This window comes from Streptomyces capparidis (assembly GCF_054782095.1).
Genome location: NZ_BAAGTD010000086.1, coordinates 1 through 21,195, shown reverse-complemented (window position 1 = coordinate 21,195; position 21,195 = coordinate 1). Strand labels below are relative to the sequence as shown.

General features: G+C 74.9%; 19 protein-coding genes. 14 read left to right on the top strand and 5 right to left on the bottom strand.

Annotation, left to right across the window (positions count from 1 at the left end; translation table 11 throughout):
• A partial coding sequence (locus ACYVO2_RS35920) for a helix-turn-helix domain-containing protein (protein WP_461012317.1) occupies window positions 1-268 on the top strand: 268 nt, incomplete at its 5' end.
• A 33-nt stretch (window positions 269-301) separates the two neighbouring features.
• Here the strand turns inward: ACYVO2_RS35920 and ACYVO2_RS35915 are convergent.
• From ACYVO2_RS35915 to ACYVO2_RS35905, 3 genes are all read right to left on the bottom strand, one after another.
• Window positions 302-784 carry a hypothetical protein gene (locus tag ACYVO2_RS35915; RefSeq protein WP_461012316.1) on the bottom strand — a complete coding sequence of 161 codons (483 nt, stop codon included), beginning with the start codon at window positions 782-784 and terminating at the stop codon, window positions 302-304.
• A 101-nt stretch (window positions 785-885) separates the two neighbouring features.
• Window positions 886-1,821: a bis(hydroxyethyl) terephthalate hydrolase gene (bdeA, locus tag ACYVO2_RS35910; protein WP_461012315.1), complete on the bottom strand. Its 936-nt coding sequence runs from the start codon at window positions 1,819-1,821 to the stop codon at window positions 886-888.
• A 413-nt stretch (window positions 1,822-2,234) separates the two neighbouring features.
• Window positions 2,235-3,260, bottom strand: a complete 1,026-nt coding sequence (locus ACYVO2_RS35905; protein ID WP_461012314.1) for a helix-turn-helix transcriptional regulator — start codon at window positions 3,258-3,260, stop codon at window positions 2,235-2,237.
• A 140-nt stretch (window positions 3,261-3,400) separates the two neighbouring features.
• Here ACYVO2_RS35905 and ACYVO2_RS35900 point away from each other — a divergent pair, with 140 nt between their 5' ends.
• The gene (locus tag ACYVO2_RS35900) at window positions 3,401-3,862 is read left to right on the top strand and encodes a VOC family protein (RefSeq protein WP_461012313.1); all 462 of its coding nucleotides are present in this window, start codon (window positions 3,401-3,403) and stop codon (window positions 3,860-3,862) included.
• A gap of 34 nt (window positions 3,863-3,896) precedes the next feature.
• Here the strand turns inward: ACYVO2_RS35900 and ACYVO2_RS35895 are convergent, their stop codons facing one another.
• Window positions 3,897-4,784, bottom strand: coding sequence for a LysR family transcriptional regulator (locus tag ACYVO2_RS35895; protein ID WP_461012312.1), 888 nt, complete (start codon window positions 4,782-4,784; stop codon window positions 3,897-3,899).
• Window positions 4,785-4,863: 79 nt separating this feature from the next.
• On the opposite strand from ACYVO2_RS35895, the gene ACYVO2_RS35890 reads away from it, so the two are divergent.
• From ACYVO2_RS35890 to ACYVO2_RS35875, 4 genes are all read left to right on the top strand, one after another.
• Window positions 4,864-5,829 carry an EamA family transporter gene (locus ACYVO2_RS35890; RefSeq protein WP_461012311.1) on the top strand — a complete coding sequence of 322 codons (966 nt, stop codon included), beginning with the start codon at window positions 4,864-4,866 and terminating at the stop codon, window positions 5,827-5,829.
• Window positions 5,826-6,464 (top strand): NAD(P)-dependent oxidoreductase, encoded by a 639-nt coding sequence (locus ACYVO2_RS35885; protein ID WP_461012310.1) that lies wholly within the window; start codon window positions 5,826-5,828, stop codon window positions 6,462-6,464. The genes ACYVO2_RS35890 and ACYVO2_RS35885 overlap by 4 nt, the downstream gene beginning before the upstream one ends.
• Before the next feature lie 131 nt (window positions 6,465-6,595).
• The gene (locus ACYVO2_RS35880) at window positions 6,596-7,396 is read left to right on the top strand and encodes a nuclease-related domain-containing protein (protein WP_461012309.1); all 801 of its coding nucleotides are present in this window, start codon (window positions 6,596-6,598) and stop codon (window positions 7,394-7,396) included.
• Window positions 7,397-7,767: 371 nt separating this feature from the next.
• Complete coding sequence (locus tag ACYVO2_RS35875; protein WP_461012308.1) at window positions 7,768-8,559, top strand: eCIS core domain-containing protein; 792 nt, start codon at window positions 7,768-7,770, stop codon at window positions 8,557-8,559.
• Window positions 8,560-8,674: 115 nt separating this feature from the next.
• On the opposite strand, the gene ACYVO2_RS35870 is transcribed toward ACYVO2_RS35875, so the two are convergent.
• Window positions 8,675-10,027 (bottom strand): COG1470 family protein, encoded by a 1,353-nt coding sequence (locus tag ACYVO2_RS35870; protein WP_461012307.1) that lies wholly within the window; start codon window positions 10,025-10,027, stop codon window positions 8,675-8,677.
• A gap of 212 nt (window positions 10,028-10,239) precedes the next feature.
• On the opposite strand from ACYVO2_RS35870, the gene ACYVO2_RS35865 reads away from it, so the two are divergent.
• From ACYVO2_RS35865 to ACYVO2_RS35830, 8 genes are all read left to right on the top strand, one after another.
• Window positions 10,240-10,875 (top strand): response regulator transcription factor, encoded by a 636-nt coding sequence (locus ACYVO2_RS35865; protein ID WP_461012306.1) that lies wholly within the window; start codon window positions 10,240-10,242, stop codon window positions 10,873-10,875.
• Between the two features lie 181 nt (window positions 10,876-11,056).
• The gene (locus tag ACYVO2_RS35860; RefSeq protein ID WP_461012305.1) at window positions 11,057-13,693 is read left to right on the top strand and encodes an HYR domain-containing protein; all 2,637 of its coding nucleotides are present in this window, start codon (window positions 11,057-11,059) and stop codon (window positions 13,691-13,693) included.
• A gap of 4 nt (window positions 13,694-13,697) precedes the next feature.
• Complete coding sequence (locus tag ACYVO2_RS35855) at window positions 13,698-14,360, top strand: Pvc16 family protein (protein WP_461012304.1); 663 nt, start codon at window positions 13,698-13,700, stop codon at window positions 14,358-14,360.
• A complete protein-coding gene (locus ACYVO2_RS35850) occupies window positions 14,350-16,368 on the top strand; it encodes an AAA family ATPase (RefSeq protein WP_461012303.1) in 2,019 nt (672 codons plus the stop codon). Before ACYVO2_RS35855 ends, ACYVO2_RS35850 begins: the two co-directional genes overlap by 11 nt.
• Before the next feature lie 383 nt (window positions 16,369-16,751).
• Complete coding sequence (locus tag ACYVO2_RS35845; protein ID WP_461012302.1) at window positions 16,752-18,263, top strand: phage tail sheath family protein; 1,512 nt, start codon at window positions 16,752-16,754, stop codon at window positions 18,261-18,263.
• Between the two features lie 26 nt (window positions 18,264-18,289).
• Window positions 18,290-18,733 carry a phage tail protein gene (locus tag ACYVO2_RS35840; protein ID WP_461012301.1) on the top strand — a complete coding sequence of 148 codons (444 nt, stop codon included), beginning with the start codon at window positions 18,290-18,292 and terminating at the stop codon, window positions 18,731-18,733.
• Window positions 18,733-19,212, top strand: a complete 480-nt coding sequence (locus tag ACYVO2_RS35835) for a hypothetical protein (protein ID WP_461012300.1) — start codon at window positions 18,733-18,735, stop codon at window positions 19,210-19,212. The genes ACYVO2_RS35840 and ACYVO2_RS35835 overlap by 1 nt, the downstream gene beginning before the upstream one ends.
• Window positions 19,209-19,352: a DUF6760 family protein gene (locus ACYVO2_RS35830; protein ID WP_461012299.1), complete on the top strand. Its 144-nt coding sequence runs from the start codon at window positions 19,209-19,211 to the stop codon at window positions 19,350-19,352. Before ACYVO2_RS35835 ends, ACYVO2_RS35830 begins: the two co-directional genes overlap by 4 nt.
• The last annotated feature ends 1,843 nt before the right edge of the window (window positions 19,353-21,195 follow it).

Here is a 21,195-nt window from a genome sequence, read left to right as displayed (position 1 = left end):
CCACCTGTACACACTCTTCAACGCCCAGGGGCTGACCGTCGCCGCCCGGATCCGCCAACGCCGCCTGGAGCACTGCCACCGCGACCTGGCCGACCCCGCCCTGCGCTCCCACCCCGTCCAGGCCATCGCCGCCCGGTGGGGCTTCACCGACCCCGCCCACTTCTCCCGCACCTTCCGCGCCGCCTACGGCACCACCCCCCGCGACCACCGCCACCAGGCCCGGCCCGGCGCCGCACGGGACCGGGCGGACGGCGCGCCGGGACGATAACAGGCCGACACCCCGCGGCGGCGGCCCCGCGGATCACCCGGCCGGGGCTCGCCCCGCGCGGCACTCCGATTCGAGGGCCCCGGCGCCGGCACACACGGCGGCGCCCAGCGCGAAGCCCAACACGGAGGGGTTCACATAGCCGGGGACTGCGTCCGTGGCGTAGCGCCCGCCGTCACCGGTCTCGCAGACGAAACGGAGCGGCAGGTAGTCCACGGTGTAGTCGGTGATCCCGCCGGCCGTGACCCGCTCCTGCCAGCCGGGGGTGCGGCACGACCGGATCGGCGCCGAGCCGGCACCGCCGTCCTCCGCCTCCAGGACCGCGCCGGCGACATGGAGCAGCCCCCACGTGTACAGGACGGCCGCGACGGCACCCAGGAGGGTGGCGAGGCTCCGCAGCCACACCCGGCGGTCGGCACGCCGGAGACCGGCCCGGCCGAGGGCGCCGAAGCCGTAGCCGGCCAGGCCGAAGGCCCCGACCAGTCCGGCCGGAATGAAAAGCAGCAGCAGGTGCGCCATCCGTCGAGTGCACCACAGGATCCCGCCGGCGGTGGCGCGGTCCGTGATCCGTCACGGGGCGGCCCGGCCACCCCGGTGGGGGTGGCCGGGCCGGTTCGCGCTCAGGAGGTGTGGGGGCAGTTGCCCCGGTACTCCTCGATGGTCAGGCTGGGCCGGGGCAGCGGGCAGAGGAACTGCTCGTAGCGGGTGTCATTGTCGATGAACCGCTTCAGCCACGAGACGCTGTACTTCGCGATCGTGGTGTCGGAGGTGTTGGGCGTGAAGTGGCTGGCGCTGTTCAGCTCCAGGTACGCCTTGTCCAGCGAGGACGGCAGCGACTGGTAGAACGGCTCGGAGTGCGAGGAGACCGGCGCCACGCTGTCCCCGTCGGCCCCGACGACCAGGGTGGGGGTCTGGATCTCGGGCCAGGTCTTGTCCAGGTTCCAGCCGGTGAGCGGGATCGCGGCCTGGAGGGAGGGACGGCTCTTGGCGGCCTCCAGCGTGCCGCCGCCGCCCATCGAGTGGCCCATCACGCCCAGCCGGGAGCTGTCGACGCGGTCGCGCACCGAGCTGCGCTGGGTGAGGTGGTCCAGCGCGGCGAGCAGTTGGCGGCCGCGGCTGGCGGGCTGGTCGTAGACGGAGTTGGTGTCGATGGTGAAGACCACGAAGCCCTGGGAGGCCAGCCGGGGGCCCAGCCAGGCTATGGAGGACTGCCTGGCGGTGTACCCGGGGGAGATGGCCACCGCGCCGAAGGTGCCGTCGGCGGTGGTGGTCGGGTAGTAGATGGTGCCGCCGCCGAAGCCGGACACGCTCACCGAGGAGACGGTGGTCTGCGACACCGCGTAGGGGCCGCGCGTCGCCTCGATGCTGGAGGTGGTGGGGGCGGGGCCCCGCTCGTAGGGGTTCTCCGCGGCCTGGGCGCCGGGCATCAGGATGCCGCCGAGGCCGGTGAGGGCCGCGGCGGCGGCCACGGCGGCGATGGCGGGAGCGGTGCGGCGGCGACGGTGGCGCGGCCGTCCGGCGGGCGCGGTGGGGGACGTGTCGGAGGGGTGGGACACGACTGCTCCTTTCACGGAAGCGGCACACCGCCTTTGTTGCAGGCATGACAAGCAGCGGTGAGGGGTGCTCGTCTACTGGGCGGTAGGTCCGCAGGTTCGGAACTCTAGAACATGCCCGACGCTATTCAGCCGCGGTGTCTGGAACATCACACGCGGCTGGCCACGGAGGAAACAAACCGCAGGTCGAAGCAGGGGCACCATCCCCGCCCCCGAGCCCGTCACCGCTCTGGCACGCCCGCGCACGCACCGGGCCCGGCCCCGCGGCCGACGAGCCGCACGGGCGGCGGAAGAACTCGGTACCGGCGCAGGCGGGTGCGCCGGGTTCCGCCCCGTCGGGCCGTGGCCGACCCGACCGTGCCCACCGGACGGCCGCGCCCCGGGAGGCGCTCATCGGCGCCGGATCCGGTCGCGGCTCACGACTCCGCCTCGCCCGGCGCCGGCGGGATCGCCGCACCGGCCGACAGCAGTCGCCCCGCCAACGCGCGGCAGCGCTCCCCGAGCTCCGGAGGGTCGAGCACCTCGAACTCGTGCCCGAGCAGCACCATGTGCATGAGCACGAAGTCGAGGCTCCCGGCGCCGCTGAGCACCTCGCACAGCTCGCTCCCGCGCTCCCGCACCACGGCCGCCGACGCCGGGATCTGCGCGCGCACCGCGTCGGCCGACGCGTGCACGAGGAAGCGCGCCCGGTGCCGGTGGGCCCGGCTGGCCACGCCCTCCTGCACATACGCCGCCGCGTCGGGCACCGCGCGCGGGCGGAAGCGCCAGGTCCGCGCGGACACGTCGGTCATCCGGTCGACGCGGAAGCTGCGCCAGTCGTCGCGGTCGAGGTCGTAGGCGAGGAGGTACCAGCGCCGGTCGGAGGCCACCAGGCGGTAGGGCTCCACCCGCCGCCGGCGCACCTCGCCCCCCGGGGGCACCTGCCGGCCGAGGCCAGCGGGAGGGTAGCCGAACCCGGCCTCGACCTCGTCCCGGCAGGCTCTGGCCAGCGTCATCAGCACCTCGGGGTCGACCGGCGCCCGGCCCCGGCCGAAGAACTCCACCGAGCCGGAGAGGGCGCGCACCTCGTGCCGCAGCCGGGTGGGCAGCACCCGGTCGAGCTTCGCCAGCGCCCGCAGCGCGGCGTCGCCCGTACCGGCGACCGCGCCGCCCGCGCCGGCGAGCAGCGAGACCGCGGTGGCGATCGCCTCCTCGTCGTCCAGCAGCAGCGGCGGCAGGTCCTGCCCCGCGCCGAGCCGGTAGCCGCCGCCGACACCCTGGCCGGCGTGCACCGGATAGCCGAGCCTGCGCAGCCGCTCGACATCGCGCCGCACCGTGCGCGTCGTGACCCCGAGCCGCTCGGCGAGGTCGGGCCCGGTCCACACCTGGCGCTGCTGGAGCAGCCCGAGCAGGGTGAGCACCCGCTCGGTCGTGCCGCGCTCGTCACCGTTGGCCACGCCCATGCCGCCCACCCTGTCAGAAGGCGGACCGATCCTGTCCGCCAGGGGTGTCAGGGTGGCGCCGTGGCCGGGGACGGATTCGACCGGGACCGGTCACCGCACGACCTGGCACACGAAGACCACCGCACGAACGGAGCGACCCGATGAGCCGCCACATCCAGATCACCTTCGACGCGCACGACCCGCGGGCGCTGTCCTCCTTCTGGCGCGACGTCCTGGGCTACGTCCACCCGGGCCCGCCCGGAGCCGACCTGCCCGAGGGCGCCGACCCGCTGGCCGCGTGGGACGACTTCCTCGCCCGGATCGGCGTGCCGGAGGAGCGGCGCAACACGAATTCGGCCATCGAGGACCCGGAAGGGCACGGCCCGCGGCTGTTCTTCCAGCAGGTGCCGGAGGGCAAGGTCGCCAAGAACCGCGTCCACCTCGACGTCCGCGCGGCTCCCGGGCTGGACGGGGAGGAGCGGATGGCGGCGCTCGAGGCCGAGTGCGACCGGCTGGTCACGCTGGGCGCGACACGGGTGCGCCGCTACGAGCCCGAACCTCCGATGAGCGCCGGCTTCATCACGATGACCGACCCCGAGGGCAACGAGTTCTGCCTGGACTGACGCACGGGAGGCCCGGAGGGGGTGGGTGCGTTCCTCACTCCCCTCCGGGCGCCGCCGGGATGTCGAGAGTGGCGAGGAAGGCGGTCGCCGCGGGCGTGCGTCCGGTGCGGTTCCAGATGACGTACTCCACGCGGGTCGGCGCGTCGGTGACCTCGATGGTGGTGACGCCGGTGAGCTGGGGCACGTAGGCGGAGGGGAGCATGGCGATGCAGAGCCCCTGCCCGACCAGCCGGGCCATGAAGTCCGTGGTGGTCACCTCGAAGGCGACGTCGCGGGTCAGGCCGGCGGCTGCGAAGGCCTGGTCGGACTGGACCCGCCCGGCCGTCCTGGCCGGCAGGTCCACGAACACCTCGGAGGACAGCCTGCGCAGATCGACCGCCGGTTCCTCGGCGAGGGGGTGGTCCGGCGCGACCACGGCGACGAGTCGGTCCCGGGCGAGTTCGTGGGCGGCGACGCCCTGGGGACGCGCCGTGGTCGGCAGCCCGAGGAAGGCCACCTCGATGCCTCCCTGCCTGACCTGCTCGACGAGTTCCTCGCTCGCGCCCACCCGCAGGCCGATCCGCACATGCGGGTACCGCCGGCGGAAGTCGCGCAGCGCACCCGGGATGTCCACCGCGGCGACGGTGGGGATCAGCCCGACGGCGAGCCTTCCGCGCACCTCGCCGACGGCCGCGGCGACCTCGGCGGCCGCGCGCTCGGCCGCGTCCAGGCACTGGCGGGCGGCGGGCAGGAACGCCGCGCCGGCCGGTGTCAGCCGCACCCGGCGGCTGGTGCGCTCGAAGAGCCTCGCGCCCAGCTCCCGCTCCAGGCGCGCGATCTGGTGGCTGAGTGCGGACTGGACGACCAGGCACCGCTCGGCGGCCCGGGTGAAGCTGTTCGTCTCGGCGACGGCGACGACATAGCGCATCTGCTGGAGCTCCATCGATCCATCTTGAATGCAGATCGATGACGTGACAACCATGTGTTGGACTCATTGATCACTGTCGGACGAGACTGCGGGCATGACAACTCCAGCCGCACCGAGGGTCGCCGACCCGGTCGGCGGCGGTGCCCCCCGCGGCAACCCGGGGACGCTGCCCCGCACCGTCCTGACGGCACTCCCTCCCATGGCGTGGGGCACGACATACGTCGTCACCACCGAGCTCCTCCCCCCGGGACACCCCCTGTTCGCGGGACTCCTGCGCGCCCTGCCCGCGGGCCTGGTCGCGCTGGCGATCACCCGGACGCTGCCGCGCGGAGCGTGGTGGGGGAAAGCCGCGGCGCTCGGCGTGCTGAACATCGGACTGCTCTTCCCGCTGCTGTTCATCGCCGCCGAACGCCTGCCGGGAGGCGTCGCCGCCACCCTGGCCGCGGCCCAGCCGCTCATCGTCGCCCTCCTGGCCGTGGCGGTGCTCCGTGAGGGCCTGTCCGCCTGGCGCCTGGCCTGGGGACTGGCCGGCATGGTCGGCGTGGGCATGGTGGTGATCGGCCCGAACGCGGCACTGGACGCCGTCGGGATCGCGGCGGGCCTGGGCGGAGCGGCCACCATGGCGCTCGGCGTGACGCTCACCAAGCGCTGGGGACGCCCCCCGGGGGCCAGTCCCACCGCTTTCGCGGGCTGGCAGCTCACCGCGGGAGGGCTGTTCCTGCTCCCTGTCACCTTCCTCGTCGAGGGGGCGCCTCCCGCGATCGACGCGAACGCCGCCCTCGGCTACCTGTGGCTGGGCCTGTTCGGCGGGCTGCTCGCCTACGTCCTGTGGTTCCGCGGCATCACCGCGCTGCCGGTCGGCTCCGTCGCGGTGCTCGTCCTGCTCTCGCCGCTGGTCGCCGCGGTGCTCGGCGCCGTCGTGCTCGGCCAGACATTCGGCCCGGTCCAACTCGTGGGCTTCGGGCTGTCACTCGCCGCGATCGTCGCGGGACAGCTTCCCCCGCCCACCCGTTCACCCGACTCCTCCGCAACATCCGCACCCGAAAGGACACCTCGATGAAGATCACCGTCGTCGGAGCCGCAGGCATGGTCGGCTCACGCGTCGTCAGCGAAGCCGCGAACCGGGGCCACGACCTCGTCGCGGTCTTCCGGAAGGCCCCGTCCGCCGCCCTGCCGCCCGGAGTGACCGCCGTCGAGGGCGACGCGAACGACCCCGACCACATGAGCGGGCTGTTCCACGGCGCCGACGCGGTCGTGGCCGCGACCCGCCCCGCCCCCGGGCACGAGCACACCGCCGTCACGACGACGACCGCGCTGCTCGACGCGGCCGCGAAAGCCCGGACGCGCATCCTCGTCGTCGGCGGCGCCGCCCCCCTGCGGATCCCCGGGCACCCCGACCGGCTCGTCGTGGACAGCCCGCGGTACGTGCCGCGGCAGTGGCGCGCCGTCGCCGCGGCCAGCGCCGCGCAACTGGACGCCTGCCGGGCGCACCCGGCCGACTGGGTCTACCTCAGCCCACCCGCCGTCCTCGAACCCGGACCCCGCACCGGAACGTACCGACGCGGCACCACCACTCTCCTCACCGCCGCCGACGGCACCTCCCGCATCTCGGCCGAGGACCTCGCCGTGGCCGTCCTCGACGAACTCGAGAACCCGCGCGAGGACAGGCACTTCACCGTCGGCGACAGGTCCTAGGCGCGGGGGACGCCCGCCGGTCCTGTTGTGGCCCGGCGGGCGTCGCCGGGCCACCGGCCCCGCAGGTGCCCCCGCCGGAACCACGAATACGAACCGGGTGCCCCGACCGGCGGGCTCGTTAGCATGGGCCGATGCGCGTTGAGATTCTCTCGAACCACGCGGGCGGGCAACTCCGGAAAACGGAAGCCGCCATTCAGGAACATCGGCGGAGTGCGGCGGAACACCAGGCCGCCGTGGCGGATCTGCGAGCCCGTCATGTCGCGTCCCGCCGCTGGTGGCAAATAGGAAAACGGCTCGCGCAGCGCCGGGAGTTACAGCGGTTGCGGGCCGCGGCTCCCGTACTGGACGACCGCCTCGTGCACCGCCGGGACCAGCAGCGGGCGGGCGTCACCTCCGAGGAGCTCATGACGTCGGCTCTGCTGCGGCTGCCCGACGACTGGCTGCTGTTCCGCGGGTACACCAACCGCAAGGGAGAGGTGGACCACCTTCTCGTCGGGCCGGGCGGAATCTGGGCGATCGAGGTCAAGGGGCGTGCCGTCCGCGTGCATGTCCAGGGTGACCACTGGACCTTCGAGAAGTACGACCGGTACGGCAACCTGGTCGACAGCGGGGTGCTCGCGGACCGCAGGGGGCGTAGCTGGGGTCGGCAGGTCTCCGAGGTGGCGGCCGCGCTGGGGGAGTTCCTCGCCTCACGCGGGATGCCGGTGCCGGTCCGGACCGCCGTGGTGGTGATCAATGACCGGGCCCGTATGGGCGTCTTCGACAACGCCGCCGTCGATGTGCTCAGCATCGGCCCGGAACACCTCCTCCAGTGCATCACCGGCGCGCCGCTCGCGCTGACACCAGCGCAGTGCGCCGAGACGGCCCGCCTGGTACGCCGTGACCACGCCTTCCATTCCCGGCCCCGCGACGGACAGCGCAGACGGCGCTGAATCGAATTCGGGGATCCGGCGGTGAGGGGGAATCCACCGCCGCATTCGATTCACGTGAAGAGGGTGGGCGGACGTCCCTTTCGCCGAAGGCGTGCCTCTCGGAAAAGCCGAACCCCTCGCCCCGTGCCGGCCGACGGCTCCCGCGCCGTCACCGCCGCACACGCGCGGGGCGCCCCCTCGGCCGCCGGCGCGCCCAGCGCCGCCCCTCGGCGCCGAAGACGCCCCGGCGCGGGGCGTTCGGGCGGCGAAGGCTGCCCGAAAGGGCAGCCGCCGCCGCCCCCGGCCCGGTGGCACCGGACCTGGACCGGCCCCCGTCCCTGGGCCAGGGTCGATGCCGGAGACGTCCGTCCCGCCCATCCCGGGGGTGACCCATGCGCCAGCACGAGTCAGAGCACGAGGAATCCGCCGCCGCGGCGAAGGGCCGCGCCCCGACCGAGGCCCCGGACCTGCCGCACCTGCTGCGGGCCGCGGCTGCGGGCCGCTCCGACGTGCTCGGCAGGTCCGGGGCGATGGCCCTGCAACGCGTGGCGGGCAACAGCGCCGTCGGCTCGGTCGTCGCGGCCAGGACCGCGGAGCCCGGCGCCCCGGAGGAGCGACTGCCCGAGGAGAGCACCCAGGACGCACACCGCTCACCGGTCCACGACGTGATCGGCTCCGGCTCGGGCGCGCCGCTGGACGCGCGGACCCGCGGCGAGATGGAGCAGCGGCTGGGCGCCGACTTCTCCGACGTCAGGGTGCACACCGGCGCGGCGGCGCACGAGTCGGCACGGAGCGTCGGCGCCCACGCGTACACGGTCGGCAACAACGTGGTCTTCCAGCGGGACGCCTACGACCCGTCCTCCCGGGACGGCCGCATCACCCTGGCCCACGAGCTCACCCATGTGATCCAGCAGCGCAGCGGGCCGGTCGAGGGAACCGAGGCGGCGGGCGGCATCAGGGTGAGCGATCCGTCGGACAGGTTCGAGAGGGAGGCCGCCGCCAACGCCGAGCGGGTGATGGCGGAGCCCTCCGCGCCCGCCACCGCCGTCACCGCGGCCACCGCCGCGCCGCCCGTGCAGCGCCAGGCGGAGGCGGAGGGCGAGGACGAGACCCCCGCGGACGTGCAGGGCCTGTTCGTCCAGCGCGCCCAGGACGAGGAGGAGGAGCCCGGGCAGGAACCGTGACCCGGGCGGCGGGCCGCGCGGCCCCAGCCGGGGCCGCGCGGCCCGCACACCTCCGGGGGCCGGCCGAGCCCGCGCGGCCCGCCCGCCGCGCCCGCCCGCCCCGGCCGGGACCCGGTCACGTCGAGCCCATGTCCCGCAGCGTGCCCCCGATGAACAGCGACTCCGCGCACTGGGACGGCGCCGGCGCCCGGACCGGCCGGCCGACCTGGCGGCAGTCCACGGTCATGGTCACCGTCCCGCCCTCCGGCACCAGGATCGGCGTGACGAAGTGGTAGTCCGAGTCGCGGAAGTTCTCCAGGGCCAGCCGCAGCACCGGCGCGTCCCCGTTGGAGACCACGACCGTGCCGGCGTCGCCCTGCGGGTTCTGCACCACGATGTCCGTGAGCGCGAACGTCTTGCCGTCCGGCACCCGGTACGCCGTGTCGGTCGAGGTCTCCCCGCCCACCGCGTCCTTGGTCTCCACCCGCGCGCTCGTCGGATCCCCGGCCGGGCCCGCCCCGCCGCCGCCCCCGGAGCCGTTCGCCCCCGCCGAGCCGCCGGAGGCCGCGCCGGGCGCCGAGGGGCTCGGCGCGCCCGCCTGCTCCGGGGGCCCGGCCGCCCCGTCCGGCCCGGCGCCGGCTGCCGCCCCCGCGGTACCCGCCGAGCCGTCGGGGGTGGCCCGGCCCTCCTCCAGCGCCTTCTCCACCCGCTCCGGGGTGATCGCCTCCCGCGCCTCGGAACGCACGGCGGGGCGCAGCAGCGCGTACCACAACCCGACCAGCGCCACCGCCACCAGCACGGTCGCCAGCAGCGCCCGCGGCAGCCAGCGGGGCAGCAGCGGCTCCTGCTCGTACGAGCCGTCGAGCACCACGGGCGGGACGTCCCCGGCCTCGGGCGTGACCGCGATCCGGAACGGGTGCGTGAGCGCCGTCCCGCGCCAGATCCGCTCCGTCGGCCGCACCCGGACCGCGGCGAACTCCGCCCGCCCCGGCGGGATCGTCAACTGCTCGGGGGACACGGTGACCCGGGCGCGCTCGCTGTCCGTGCCGGGGGTGAGGTGGACGGTGATCGCCGCGTTGCCCCGGTTGTCCACCGCGAGCCGGTGGCGGCCGCCCCACGCGCCGTGGGAGCCGCGCGGCACCAGCTCAGGAGTGATCTCGGTGAACGGGAGGACGGTCACCACGCCCTCGGGCACCACCGTGCCCGTGGGGTCGCTGGTGGGGATCACACGCACCCCGAACGGGACCTGCCCGGCCGGAACCTCCGAGGTGCGGGGCGGGCGCAGCCGCACCGCCGCCGTGGCGGACTCGCCCGGGTACAGTGACACGCTTCTCGGCTCCACCGCGGCCCAGCCCGCGCACGCGCCCACGACCTCGAACCGGTACTCCTCGACGGTGTCGCCGGGGTTCAGCACCGTCAGGGCGACACCTGTCTCGCTTCCGGGCTCGACGGTGACCGATGACGCGTCGAGGCTCGCCGTAACACTCATGCGGCGCACCGTACGGCCGCACCCCGGAGGGAAGGACCGCCCGGGCAGTCACACTTTCGGGCAATCCTTGTGCACCGTCAGACCGCTCCGATTTCTCTTTCGCGCGCGTGAGGATACCGTGAAGGTGCCTCAGCCCTGCTCGTACCACGGTCGGCTCGTCCGTGCCGGTGGGCCTGGCGGGAGCGGCGCAGTCGTCGGGAGGGGAGACGCGCATGGGCGATCGCATCAGAGTGTGCCTGCTGGCTCAGGATCCGATCTCGGAGGCGGGGGTGGCCAGTCAGCTTCGCGCCCGGCCCGAGCTGCGGATGCAGGGCGCCCAAGAGGAAGGGGAGCAGCCGGAGCCACGGGTCGTGGTGGTCGTCGTGGACGCGGTGGACGAGGCCGCCCTGCGGGTGCTGCGCGGCATCCAGCGCACCGACCGGGCGCCGGTGGTGCTGGTGGCCACGTCCATCGACGACCAGCAGTTGGTCAGCGCCGCCGAGTGCGGGGTGTGCGGGATCGTGCGCCGCGCGGAGGCCACCCCGGAACGTCTGGTCCAGGTGATCACCACCGTGGCCAGGGGGGACGGGCACCTGCCCGCCGACCTGCTGGGACGGCTGCTGGGCCAGGTCGGCCGGTTGCAGGATCAGGTGCTCGGCCCCCGCGGACTGAACTTCACCGGGCTGTCCGCCCGCGAGATCGAGGTGCTCAGACTGGTCGCGGAGGGCTACGACACCGCGGACATCGCGATCAAGCTGTCCTACTCCGAACGCACCATCAAGAACGTGCTGCACGGTGTGATGACCCGGCTCCAACTGCGCAACCGCTCGCACGCGGTGGCCTACGCGCTCCGCCAGGGCCTGATCTGAGGCGCCGTCCCCGCCCCGGCTCCCGTGCTCCGCGGCACGGACCTGGGCGGGGCCCGGCCCCTGCCCGAAGAGGCACACGCACCTACCCGAAAGGCTGACTCGGGACCCGTCCCGCCGCTCTCCGCCCCACGCCACCGTGTAGTCCGCGTACCGGTCCACGAACGTGTGCGGGGAGGAAGCGTTGCGGCGGCTGTCACTGCGGGGCCGGGGCCTGCGAGCGGTGCTCACCGCCGCCCTGCTCACGGCCGCCGTCCTCCCGGGCCCGGCCGCGGCACAGGCGCCGCGCGCGGCCGGGGTCTCGCCCGCCGCGGTGGAGGAGTCCCTCCCGCCGGGCGGCTCCCTGACGGTGGACAAGACCGTGACCACCCCCGCGGTGCCGCCCCGGCCCGACGTGGTGCTCCTCGTGGACGTGACGGGGAGCATGCAGGACGCCATCGACGACGTGCGGCTGAACCTCCCGGTGATCACCGACCGGGTCCGCGAGGCGCAGCCCGACTCGCGGTTCGCCGTGGCGTCCTACGGGGACGCGGCGGACGACCCGCCCTTCGCCGTCCTCCAGCCGCTGACCCACGACCTGGACGCGGTGAAGGCCGGCGTCGACCGCCTGGCGACCGGCGGCGGCGGGGACACCGCGGAGGACTGGATCAACGCGCTGTGGCAGATCTCCAACGGCGCGGCGGACTTCCGCGCCGACGGCAGCCCGATCGTCGTCCTGCTGGGTGACGCCTCCAGCCACGACCCCAGCCTCGGCCGCACCCTCGACGACGCCGTCTCCTCCCTCCAGCGGATCGGTGCCCGCGTCCTCGGCGTGGACGTGGACACCTACAGCGACGGACTGGACGGCGCGGGCCAGGCCACCCGCGTGGTGGACGCCACCGGCGGCACACTCCTGGCGGGCATCGACGCTGGCCGGGTCGCCGACGCCATCGCCGACGGCCTGGGCAACCTCCCCACCACGGTCAGCCACCGCGTGGTGGACTGCGACGCCGGCCTCGACGTCACCCTTGACCCGCCGGCCCGCACCGTCGTCAGCGGACAGAGCGCGTCCTTCACCGAGACGATCAGGGTGGCCGGGGACGCCCCCCAGGGCGGCACCCTGCGCTGCGCCGTCCAGTTCCGGCTGGGCACCGCCCAGCCGCACGCCGACATGCCCGCCGACCCCGCCCTCCGCCAGACGATCACCATCCACGTCAAGGACGTGACCGCGCCCGTGGTGAACGTGGACGACCGGACCGCGGAGGCCACCGGCCCGGACGGCGCGCGGATCGAGTACCCGGCCACCGCCGACGACGCCGTGGACGGCCCGCTCACCCCGGTGTGCACCCCGCCGTCGGGCTCGCTGTTCCCCATCGGCACCACCCAGGTGACGTGCACCGCCACGGACAGGGCCGGCAACACCGGCACCGACACCGCCACCATCACCGTCACCGACGGCACCGCGCCCCTCGTCGTGGTCGACGACCTGACCGCCGAGGCGACGGGGCCCGACGGGGCGCGGATCGAGTACCCGGCCACCGCGGAGGACACGGTGGACGGAGTCCTCGTCCCGGAGTGCTCGCCGCCCTCGGGTTCGGTGTTCCCGATCGGGACGACGCGGGTGACCTGCACCGCCACGGACAGGACGGGCAACACCGGCACCGACACCGCCACCTTCACCGTCCAGGACACGACCCCGCCCGCCGTGGCCGTGGACGACCTGTCCGCCGAGGCGACGGGCCCGGACGGGGCGCGGATCGAGTACCCGGCCGCCGCGGAGGACACGGTGGACGGAGCGCTGGTCCCGGAGTGCTCGCCGCCGTCGGGTTCGGTGTTCCCGATCGGGACGACGCGGGTGACGTGCACCGCCACGGACAGGGCCGGCAACACCGGCACCGACACCGCCGTCTTCGTGATCATCGACGGCAGCGGGCCCCTGGTGGTGGTGGACGACCGGACCGTCCGGGCCACCGGACCCGACGGCGCGCGGATCGACTACTCCGCCACGGCCGAGGACCTGGTCGACGGCCGCCTCACCCCGCGGTGCACCCCGCCGTCCGGCTCGCTGTTCCCCGTCGGGCAGACCCAGGTGACGTGCACCGCCACCGACTCCGCCGGCAACGCCCGCACCGACACGGCCACCTTCACCGTCCTCCCGCCCCCCGACGAGCCGCCGCCCGACCAGCCGCCCCCGCCCCCGCCGCCCGCCGCCGACGTCGCGGTGACGGCCACCGTCGCACCCCGCCCCGGCTACACCGGCAGCGGCATCCGCGCCACCGTGACGGTGACCAACGCCGGCCCCGACACCGCCACGGGTATCGTCCTCACCGCCGACTGGCCCGGCTCACCCGGCACCTCCTCCCTCAGCGCCTGCACCCCGAGCAGGCCCTGCACCCTCCGCGCGGGCGCCCGCCTCCAGGTCACCCAGACCGCCACCTACGACACCACCCTCAACGACCTCCTCAGGGTCACCGCCCGCGGCACCGTCCCCGACCCCGAGCAGGCCGACAACACCGCCACGGCCCGCGTCCGCGTCCTCGAGCCCGAACTCACCGTCAGCCCCGCCGTCACCACCCCCGGCGAGGTCGTCCTCGCCCGCGGCAGCCACTTTCCGCCGGGCACCGTCGTCACCCTGACCTGGAGCGAGGGCATCACCGCGGCCATGTCGCCGGTGCGCGTGGCGGCCGACGGCACCTTCGAGGCCCAGATGCTTGTCCTGCGCAAGGACCGCCTCGGCCCCCGGGAGCTGCGCGCCGACGGCCCCCGCTACCGGCCCCTGACGGCGCCGGTCCTCGTCGTCCAGCGCCACCTCCAGCCCCCCGACTTCGTGGGCCGCGGGTGAGCGGATGATCCACGAAGTAGACGAGGCCCTGCGGGCGCTGCTGCGCGCCGAGGCGGTGGGCCAGGGCAGGATCGCCGTGGTGTTCGACGCCCCCACCCGCGACTGGGCCGCCACCGTCAACGCCCCCACCGTCAACCTCTACCTCTACGACATCCGCGAGGACATGCGCCTGCGCCAGCGCGGCCTGTACAACGAGTACGACGAGCGCGGCGCCGTCGTCGCCCGCCGCCGCCCGCCGCGGTTCTTCAAGCTCTCCTATCTGATCACGGCCTGGACCAAGCGGCCCGAGGACGAACACCGGCTGCTGTCCTCCCTCCTGTCCTGCCTGCTGTGCCACGAGTCGCTGCCGGCCGAGCGGATCACCGGCTCCCTCGCCGAGACCGGCCTCGCCGTGCCCATGAGCATCGCCCTGCCGCCCCCGGAGGACCGCTCCTTCGCCGACGTGTGGAGCGCCCTCGGCGGCGAGCTCAAGCCCTCGCTGGACCTGGTGGTCAGCGTCCCGATGACCGAGGCCCCCCGGCTCCCCGCGGGCCCGCCGGTGGAGGAGGACGGCGTCCGCCTCAGCGTGGGGAAGCCGCCCGCCCGCACCCGGCCCGTCACCGCCCACGGCGTCCCCCTCTACGGCCGCCGCCCCGCCACGGGGAAGGAGCGCGGCGGTGGCGCCTGACCCGGCGCCCGGCCCCGCCCGCCTCCTGGAGCGCGCCCGCGCCGTGGAGGAACGGGTCCGCCGGGCCGTGGAGGAGAGAACCCGGACCGACCCCAACCCCGAGGACCCCTTCCGCGGGCTCTACCTGAACGAGGAGACCGTCCAGCGCCTCCTCACCCACGGCCGCCCCTACCCCGGCGGTCCCGCCCCCGCCGCCCCGGACGGCCCGCTCCTCGGCCACCGCGCCGACACCTTCTCCCTCACCCCCCTGGACGAGGAGTTCCTCCTCACCGCCCTCCTCCCCGACCTCGACGACCGCTTCGAGTCCCTCTACGGCTACCTCAACGACGACGTCACCCGCCGCCGCCCCACCATCGGCCTCGCCCTCGGCCTGTGCGGCCTGCCCGCGGCCGACCCGCACGCCCGAGCCCGCTTCGCCCCCCGGGCCCCCCTCGTGTCCGGCGGCCTGCTGGCCGTGGAGGACACCGACCGCCCCTTCCTCGGCCGCACCCTCCGCGTCCCCGACCGGGTCACCGCCCACCTCCTCGGCGACGACACCCCCGACCCGCTGCTGGCCGGCGTCCTCGCCCCCTGGCAGGCCGCGGCCGGCGTCGGCGACCCGGCGGCGCTGGCCCGCGCCCTGTCCGCCGGCGTCCTCCTCGCCTACCTCAGGGAGGACCAGGGCGGAGCCGGCACCGCCGTGGCCGCCACCGCCCTCTCCCTCACCGGCCACCGCGCGCTCGGCGTCGACCTGGCCCGCCTCGCCCGCGAGCCCGCCCCCGCCGACACCGTCCGCGCCGCCGTCCGCGAGGCCCGCCTGACCGGCGCCGGAATCATCGGCGCCCCCCTCGACGCCCTCACCGAAGGCCACCCGGAGCTGATCCGGCTGCTGGCCACCACCCCCGTCCCCGTGCTGCTCGTGGGCCGCTGCCCGTGGGACGCCTCTTGGTCGCCCCTGCCACCCATCCTGACCCACGCCCCCCGCATCGAGCCACCCACCAGGGCCGCCCTGTGGAAAACCGCCTACGACGGAGAGATTCCGCAGGTCATCGACGTGGAAGCGGTGCTCGCCCCCTATCTGCTCACCCCCGACCAGATCACCGGATCGGCGACCGCCGCGGCCAGGACCGCCGTCCTCGACGGCACGCCGCTGCACCCCGGCCACATCCGGCAGGGCGCCCGCGCCCAGAACGCGGCCGGCCTCGACCGCCTGGCCCGCCGTATCGAACCCTCCGTCACCTGGACGGACCTGGTGCTGCCCCCCGACGCCCTGGTGCAACTGCGGGAACTGGCCGCCCGCGCCCGCCACCGCGACCGCGTCCTCGGGCAGTGGGGGATGCGCCCGGGCGGCGGCCGGGGCCGCGGCGTGTGCGCGCTGTTCGCCGGCGACTCCGGCACGGGCAAGACCATGTCGGCTGAGGTCATCGCGGCCGACCTGGGCCTGGACCTGTACACCGTGGACCTCGCCACCGTCATCGACAAGTACGTCGGCGAGACCGAGAAGAACCTCGAACGCATCTTCACCGAGGCCGCCGGGGTCAACGGCGTCATCCTCTTCGACGAGGCCGACGCCGTGTTCGGCAAGCGCTCCGAGGTCAAGGACGCCCACGACCGCTACGCCAACGTGGAGAGCGCCTACCTGCTCCAGCGCATGGAGTCCTTCGACGGCCTGGCGATCCTGGCGACCAACCTGCGCGCCAACCTCGACGACGCCTTCACCCGCCGCCTGGACCTGATCGTGGACTTCCCCGTCCCCGACGCCGAGCACCGGCGCCTGCTGTGGGACCGGTGCCTGGGGCACGCGATCCCCCGGGCCGCCGACCTGGACCTCGCCTTCTGCGGCGACGCCTTCGAGCTCACCGGCGGCAGCATCCGCTCGACCGCCGTGACGGCGGCCTACCTCGCCGCCGACTCGGGCCGCCCACTGGCGATGCGCGACCTCATCCACGCCGTCCAGCGCGAATACCAGAAACTGGGCCGCCTGACGCTCCCCTCGGAGTTCGGGCGGTATCACGACCTGCTGGCGTGATCCCGCCCCGCCTCCGCGGCAGGGAACGCGGCGCACGGCGGACGCAGGCCCCACGGCAGCCCCACGCGCTCGTCCCGCACCCGGCGCGGCTCCCCCGGAACCCGGAGCGCCCGCGGACCCCCCGTGCCCCGAGGCGCGGGCCGTCGCGGCAGGAGGGGCCCTCGCGGGCCGTCCGCACGGCCCGACCCGGCAACACATCCCCGACATGGGCACCGGCGTGCGGTGCCCGGCCCCGGTCCCCCCGACGGCAGGAGGTGCTGGCTCGTGCAGAGCCGATTGCCCTTTAGGACCAAGCGCCGTGTACACGTGGGCGGCACCATTGCCCGTTCCCGGTGATTTTCCCGGCGGCAAGAATCCTTCCTTGCCGGTCGAGGAGGGGTTGCATGCCGTCGTACCTGTCACCGGGGGTCTACGTCGAAGAGGTGGACTCCGGTTCGCGTCCGATCGAGGGGGTGGGCACCGCGGTCGCCGCCTTCGTCGGGTTCGCGGAGAAGGGCCCGCTCAACGAGCCGACGCTCATCACGAACTGGAGCCAGTTCGTCAGCGTCTACGGGGATTTCGTGGACGGCACCTATCTGGCGTCCGCCGTCTACGGGTTCTTCGCCAATGGAGGCGGGATCTGCTACGTCGTGCGGATCGGGATGGCGGAGGCGGCCGAGGCCGCGCCCGCCGAACTCGGTCCGTACCTGGTGCGGCCGCTGCCCGGGGCCACCCGGGAGACCTCGGTGGAGGTCAGGCCGGCGGAGGCCGCGGAGGGCGAGGAGCCCCCGCAGGGGGCGTTCACGCTCGTCGTGCGGCGCGAGGGCGAGCCGGAGGAGACCTATCCGTCGGTGACCACCCGTCGCGGCAGGAACAACGTCGTCACCCAGGTCAACGCCCGCTCGCGGCTCATCGTCATCGAGGAGCCCCGCCGCAGCCCGCAGTTGGCGACCCCGGAGCCGCAGACGCTCACCCTGGCGTCGCCGTCGTCGGCCACACCCGCGCGGCTGTCGGCCGACGAGTACGTGGGCGACGCCGACCAGCGGACCGGGTTCGGCGGCTTGGAGGCCGTGGACGAGATCACGATGATCAGCGTCCCGGACCTGATGAGCGCCTACGAGCAGCAGGTGCTCGACCTGGAGGCGGTGGTGGCCGTCCAGCAGGGGCTGATCAGCCACTGCGAGGCCATGGGGGACCGGATGGCCATCCTGGACCCGCCGCCGGGGATGACCCCGCAGCAGGTGAAGGAGTGGCGCAGCCGGACCGCCGGGTTCGACTCCCGGTACGCGGCGCTGTACTACCCGTGGATCAAGGTCTTCGACCCGGGCGCCGGCCGGCACGCGTTCGTGCCGCCCAGCGGGCACGTGGCCGGGCTGTGGGCGCGCACCGACGACCTGCGCGGGGTGCACAAGGCGCCGGCCAACGAGGTCGTGCGCGGCGCGGTGGGCCTCCAGACGCAGCTCACCAAGGGGGAGAACGACCTGCTCAACCCCATCGGCGTCAACTGCATCCGCGCCTTCCCCGCCCGCGGGATCAGAGTCTGGGGCGCCAGGACGCTGGCCAGCGACCCCGCGTGGCGCTACCTGAACGTGCGGCGGCTGTTCAACTACCTGGAGGAGTCGATCCTCGCGGGGACCCAGTGGGTGGTGTTCGAGCCGAACGACGACGCCCTGTGGGCCCGGGTCCGGCGCACCATCTCGGCGTTCCTGGTCAACGAGTGGCGCAAGGGCGCCCTGTTCGGCCTCACCCCGGACGAGGCGTTCTACGTCAAGTGCGACCGGGAGACCAACCCGCCCGAGATCATCGACGCCGGCCAGGTGGTCTGCGAGATCGGGATCGCACCGGTGAAGCCGGCGGAGTTCGTCGTCTTCCGACTCGCCCAGATGTCGAGCGGAGCCGGAGCCGTCGACGAGTGACCCGCTGAACCGACAAGGAGAACGGCATGGCCCTCCCCGACCTCGACAGCTCCGTCGGCCATTCCTTCGGGCTGGAGTTCGACAGCGTCGTCATCAAACAGATCACGGAGGTCAGTGGTCTGAAGATGGAACAGGACGTGATCGAGCTCAAGCAGAACACGGCCGACGGAAAGTACGCCATCAAGAAACTGCCCGGACGGCCGAAGGCCGGCGAGGTGACGGTCACCCGCGGCCTCACCGAGGACAACAGCTTCGAGCAGTGGATCAAGGACTCCCGCTTCGGGAAGATGAACGACGCCCGGCGGAACGGCGCGATCATCGTCTACGACTACGAGGGCGTCGCGATCAAGCGGTACAAGCTGATCAACGCCTGGCCGAAGTCACTGGAGATCGGCACGCTGAAGGCCGGCGACACCTCCGTGCTCACCGAGAAGCTGGCGATCACCTACGAGAGCATGGAAGTCGAGTGATGCGGCGCACGCTCTCCGCGGCGGCGCGGCAGGAGACGGCGAGACAGGAGACGGCGCGACAGGACGCGGAGCGGCAGGACGGCGGGGACTCCCCCCGGCAGGAGCGGCTGCGCACCGAGTTCGCCTTCGAGCTCCCGCGCGGCTACGTGGACGAGGCGGGCAACGTCCACCGCAGCGGGGTGATGCGCCTGGCCACGGCCAGGGACGAGCTCATCCCGCTGCGCGACGACCGGGTGCGGGAGAACTCCGCCTACCTGTCGGTGGTGCTCATCTCCCGGGTGATCACACGTCTCGGCGCGATCGAGGACGTCCACCCCGGAGTCGTGGAGAACCTGTTCGCCTCCGACCTGGCGTTCCTCCAGGACTTCTACCGCCGGATCAACGCCGAGGGGCACACCCGCGCCGCCGTGACCTGCCCGTCGTGCAAGGAGAGCTTCGCGGTGGACCTCGCGGGTGGTGGTCGCCCGGGGGAATCGTGACGTACGCGGCCGAGCGGCTGTACGAGGAGGTCGCGTACCTCGCCTACCACTTCCACTGGCCGCTGGACCAGATCCTCGATCTGGAGCACACCGACCGCTTGCGGTACGTCGCACACGTCGCCCGGCTGAACGGGAGTTGAGGGAACGCCGATGGGTCTGCTGGGGTGGCTGCGCGGACGGGGACGGCAGGAGGCCGGAGCGCCCTCGCCGGAACCGCTGCCCGTACCGGCGTGGCGGGACGCCCCGCCGGTCCAGCGCGCCCTGGCCCCGCCGCGACTGGTCATCGACCCGGCCGGGTTCCGGGAGCGCCTCGGGACGTGGCAGGACCCGACGTTCATGGGCGCGATGGGGCACGCGGTCAGCGCGGAGGCGCCGGCCGGGGTCGGGCACGACCTGCTGACCCCGCGGCGCGGCCGGCCCGAGGCAGGCACCCGCGGAGCGGCGGCGGTGCCCGGCGCGTCGGCCGCGCGGGCCGACGCGGGGGAGGCGGACGGGCCCGAGGAGGCGGGGCACGACGCGGGACGGGGGGAGCCGGCGGACCTGGCCGGCTTCCCGGAACGGCCGGTCCCCTCCGTCCAGACCCTCCGGCCTCTCCCACCGACCCGGACGGCCCGCACGCTCCCACCGGTGCGGCGGTCGGAGGAGCCCGCCACTCCTGGCGGGGGACCGCCGGACTCCGCTACGCCGTCCGAGCCGTCGGCCCCGCCCCTGGGGGCGTGGTCGCCGCCGCGGCCGGACGGCGTCCCGTCCCCGGCCCCGCCCGCCCAGCGGCTGACCAGCGCCCCGGTGCCCGACCACCTGCCCGTCCGGCGGCTGACCGGCACTCCGATCCGCCGCCCCGCCGCCGATGCCAACCCGTCCCCGGCCCCACGCCCCGAACCCGCCCCCGCGGTGGCGCCCGAGCCCACGGCGCAACGGGCCACCGCGCCCCCGCCGTCGCCCGCCCCCGCGCCCGAGCCTTCGCCCGCTCCCGCGCCGTCGCCCACGCCCGAGCGCCCCGGCGTCGGCATGGGCCTCGGCGCGCCCCTGCCCGGGCTCCCGACCACGGCGCAGCGGACGGTGGCGGCCCACTCCAGCCGGGCACCGTGGCCGCGGACCGACCCCGCACCGGAGAACGCTGACGACGGCTCCACCGGCCCCGGCAGCACCCCCGGCGAGGCGGGCGGCAGCCCCGACGGCGAGGCCACCGCACCGGAGGACGCCGCCCCCGTGCGGCCGACGCTCGGGTCGGCCCCGCCCCTGGTGGCCCGGCAGGAGGACACCGGACGGGAGAGCCCGGCCCCGGCCCCCGGGGCGATGCCCGACGTCCCGGTGCGAACCGCGCCGGTCGCGGGACGCCAGGCCGAGACCCCGGCGGTACGGGGAGGGGAACGCGCGCAGGCGCCCGCGCCGCCGGACGTTCCCGCCTCGCCCCCGCCGCGACCCTCGGACGGCGCGCCCCTCCCCGTGCAGCGGCGGGCGTCGGGCGAGCCCGAGCGGCCCGCGGTACGGGAGCCCGAGCCGGAGGAGCCGGGCCGCGCCGCACCGCCGCCCGATCCGGCGCGCCCGGTGGAGCCCCCGCCCGCGGACGACCGTCCCGACCCCCTCGCGGCCACCCCCACACCGCCGGTCACCCCCGACCCGGCCGACCCACCGCCGACGCGCCCCCTCACCGCTCAGCGCTCCCTGCCCCGGCAGGTCCGCGTGGACGACGACACGGACACCGGCAGCCCCGACCGCCGCGAACCCTCACCCGGTCCCCGGCCCACGCCCCCACCCGCCCCCGGCGCCGCGCCCCCGGCCCCGCCGCGGTCCGCGCCCGTCCCCGCCCCGTCCCCGCGCCCCGTCCCCCTCTCGCCTCCCGCCCGGCACACCCCTGCCCCTGGCCCGACGCCTGCCCAACGCACCTCCGCCCCGGCACCCACCCAACACACCCCCGCCCTCGCCCCCACGCCCGTCCAACGCATCCCAAGTCGGAGGCCAAGCGGGCTTAGGAAGACAATC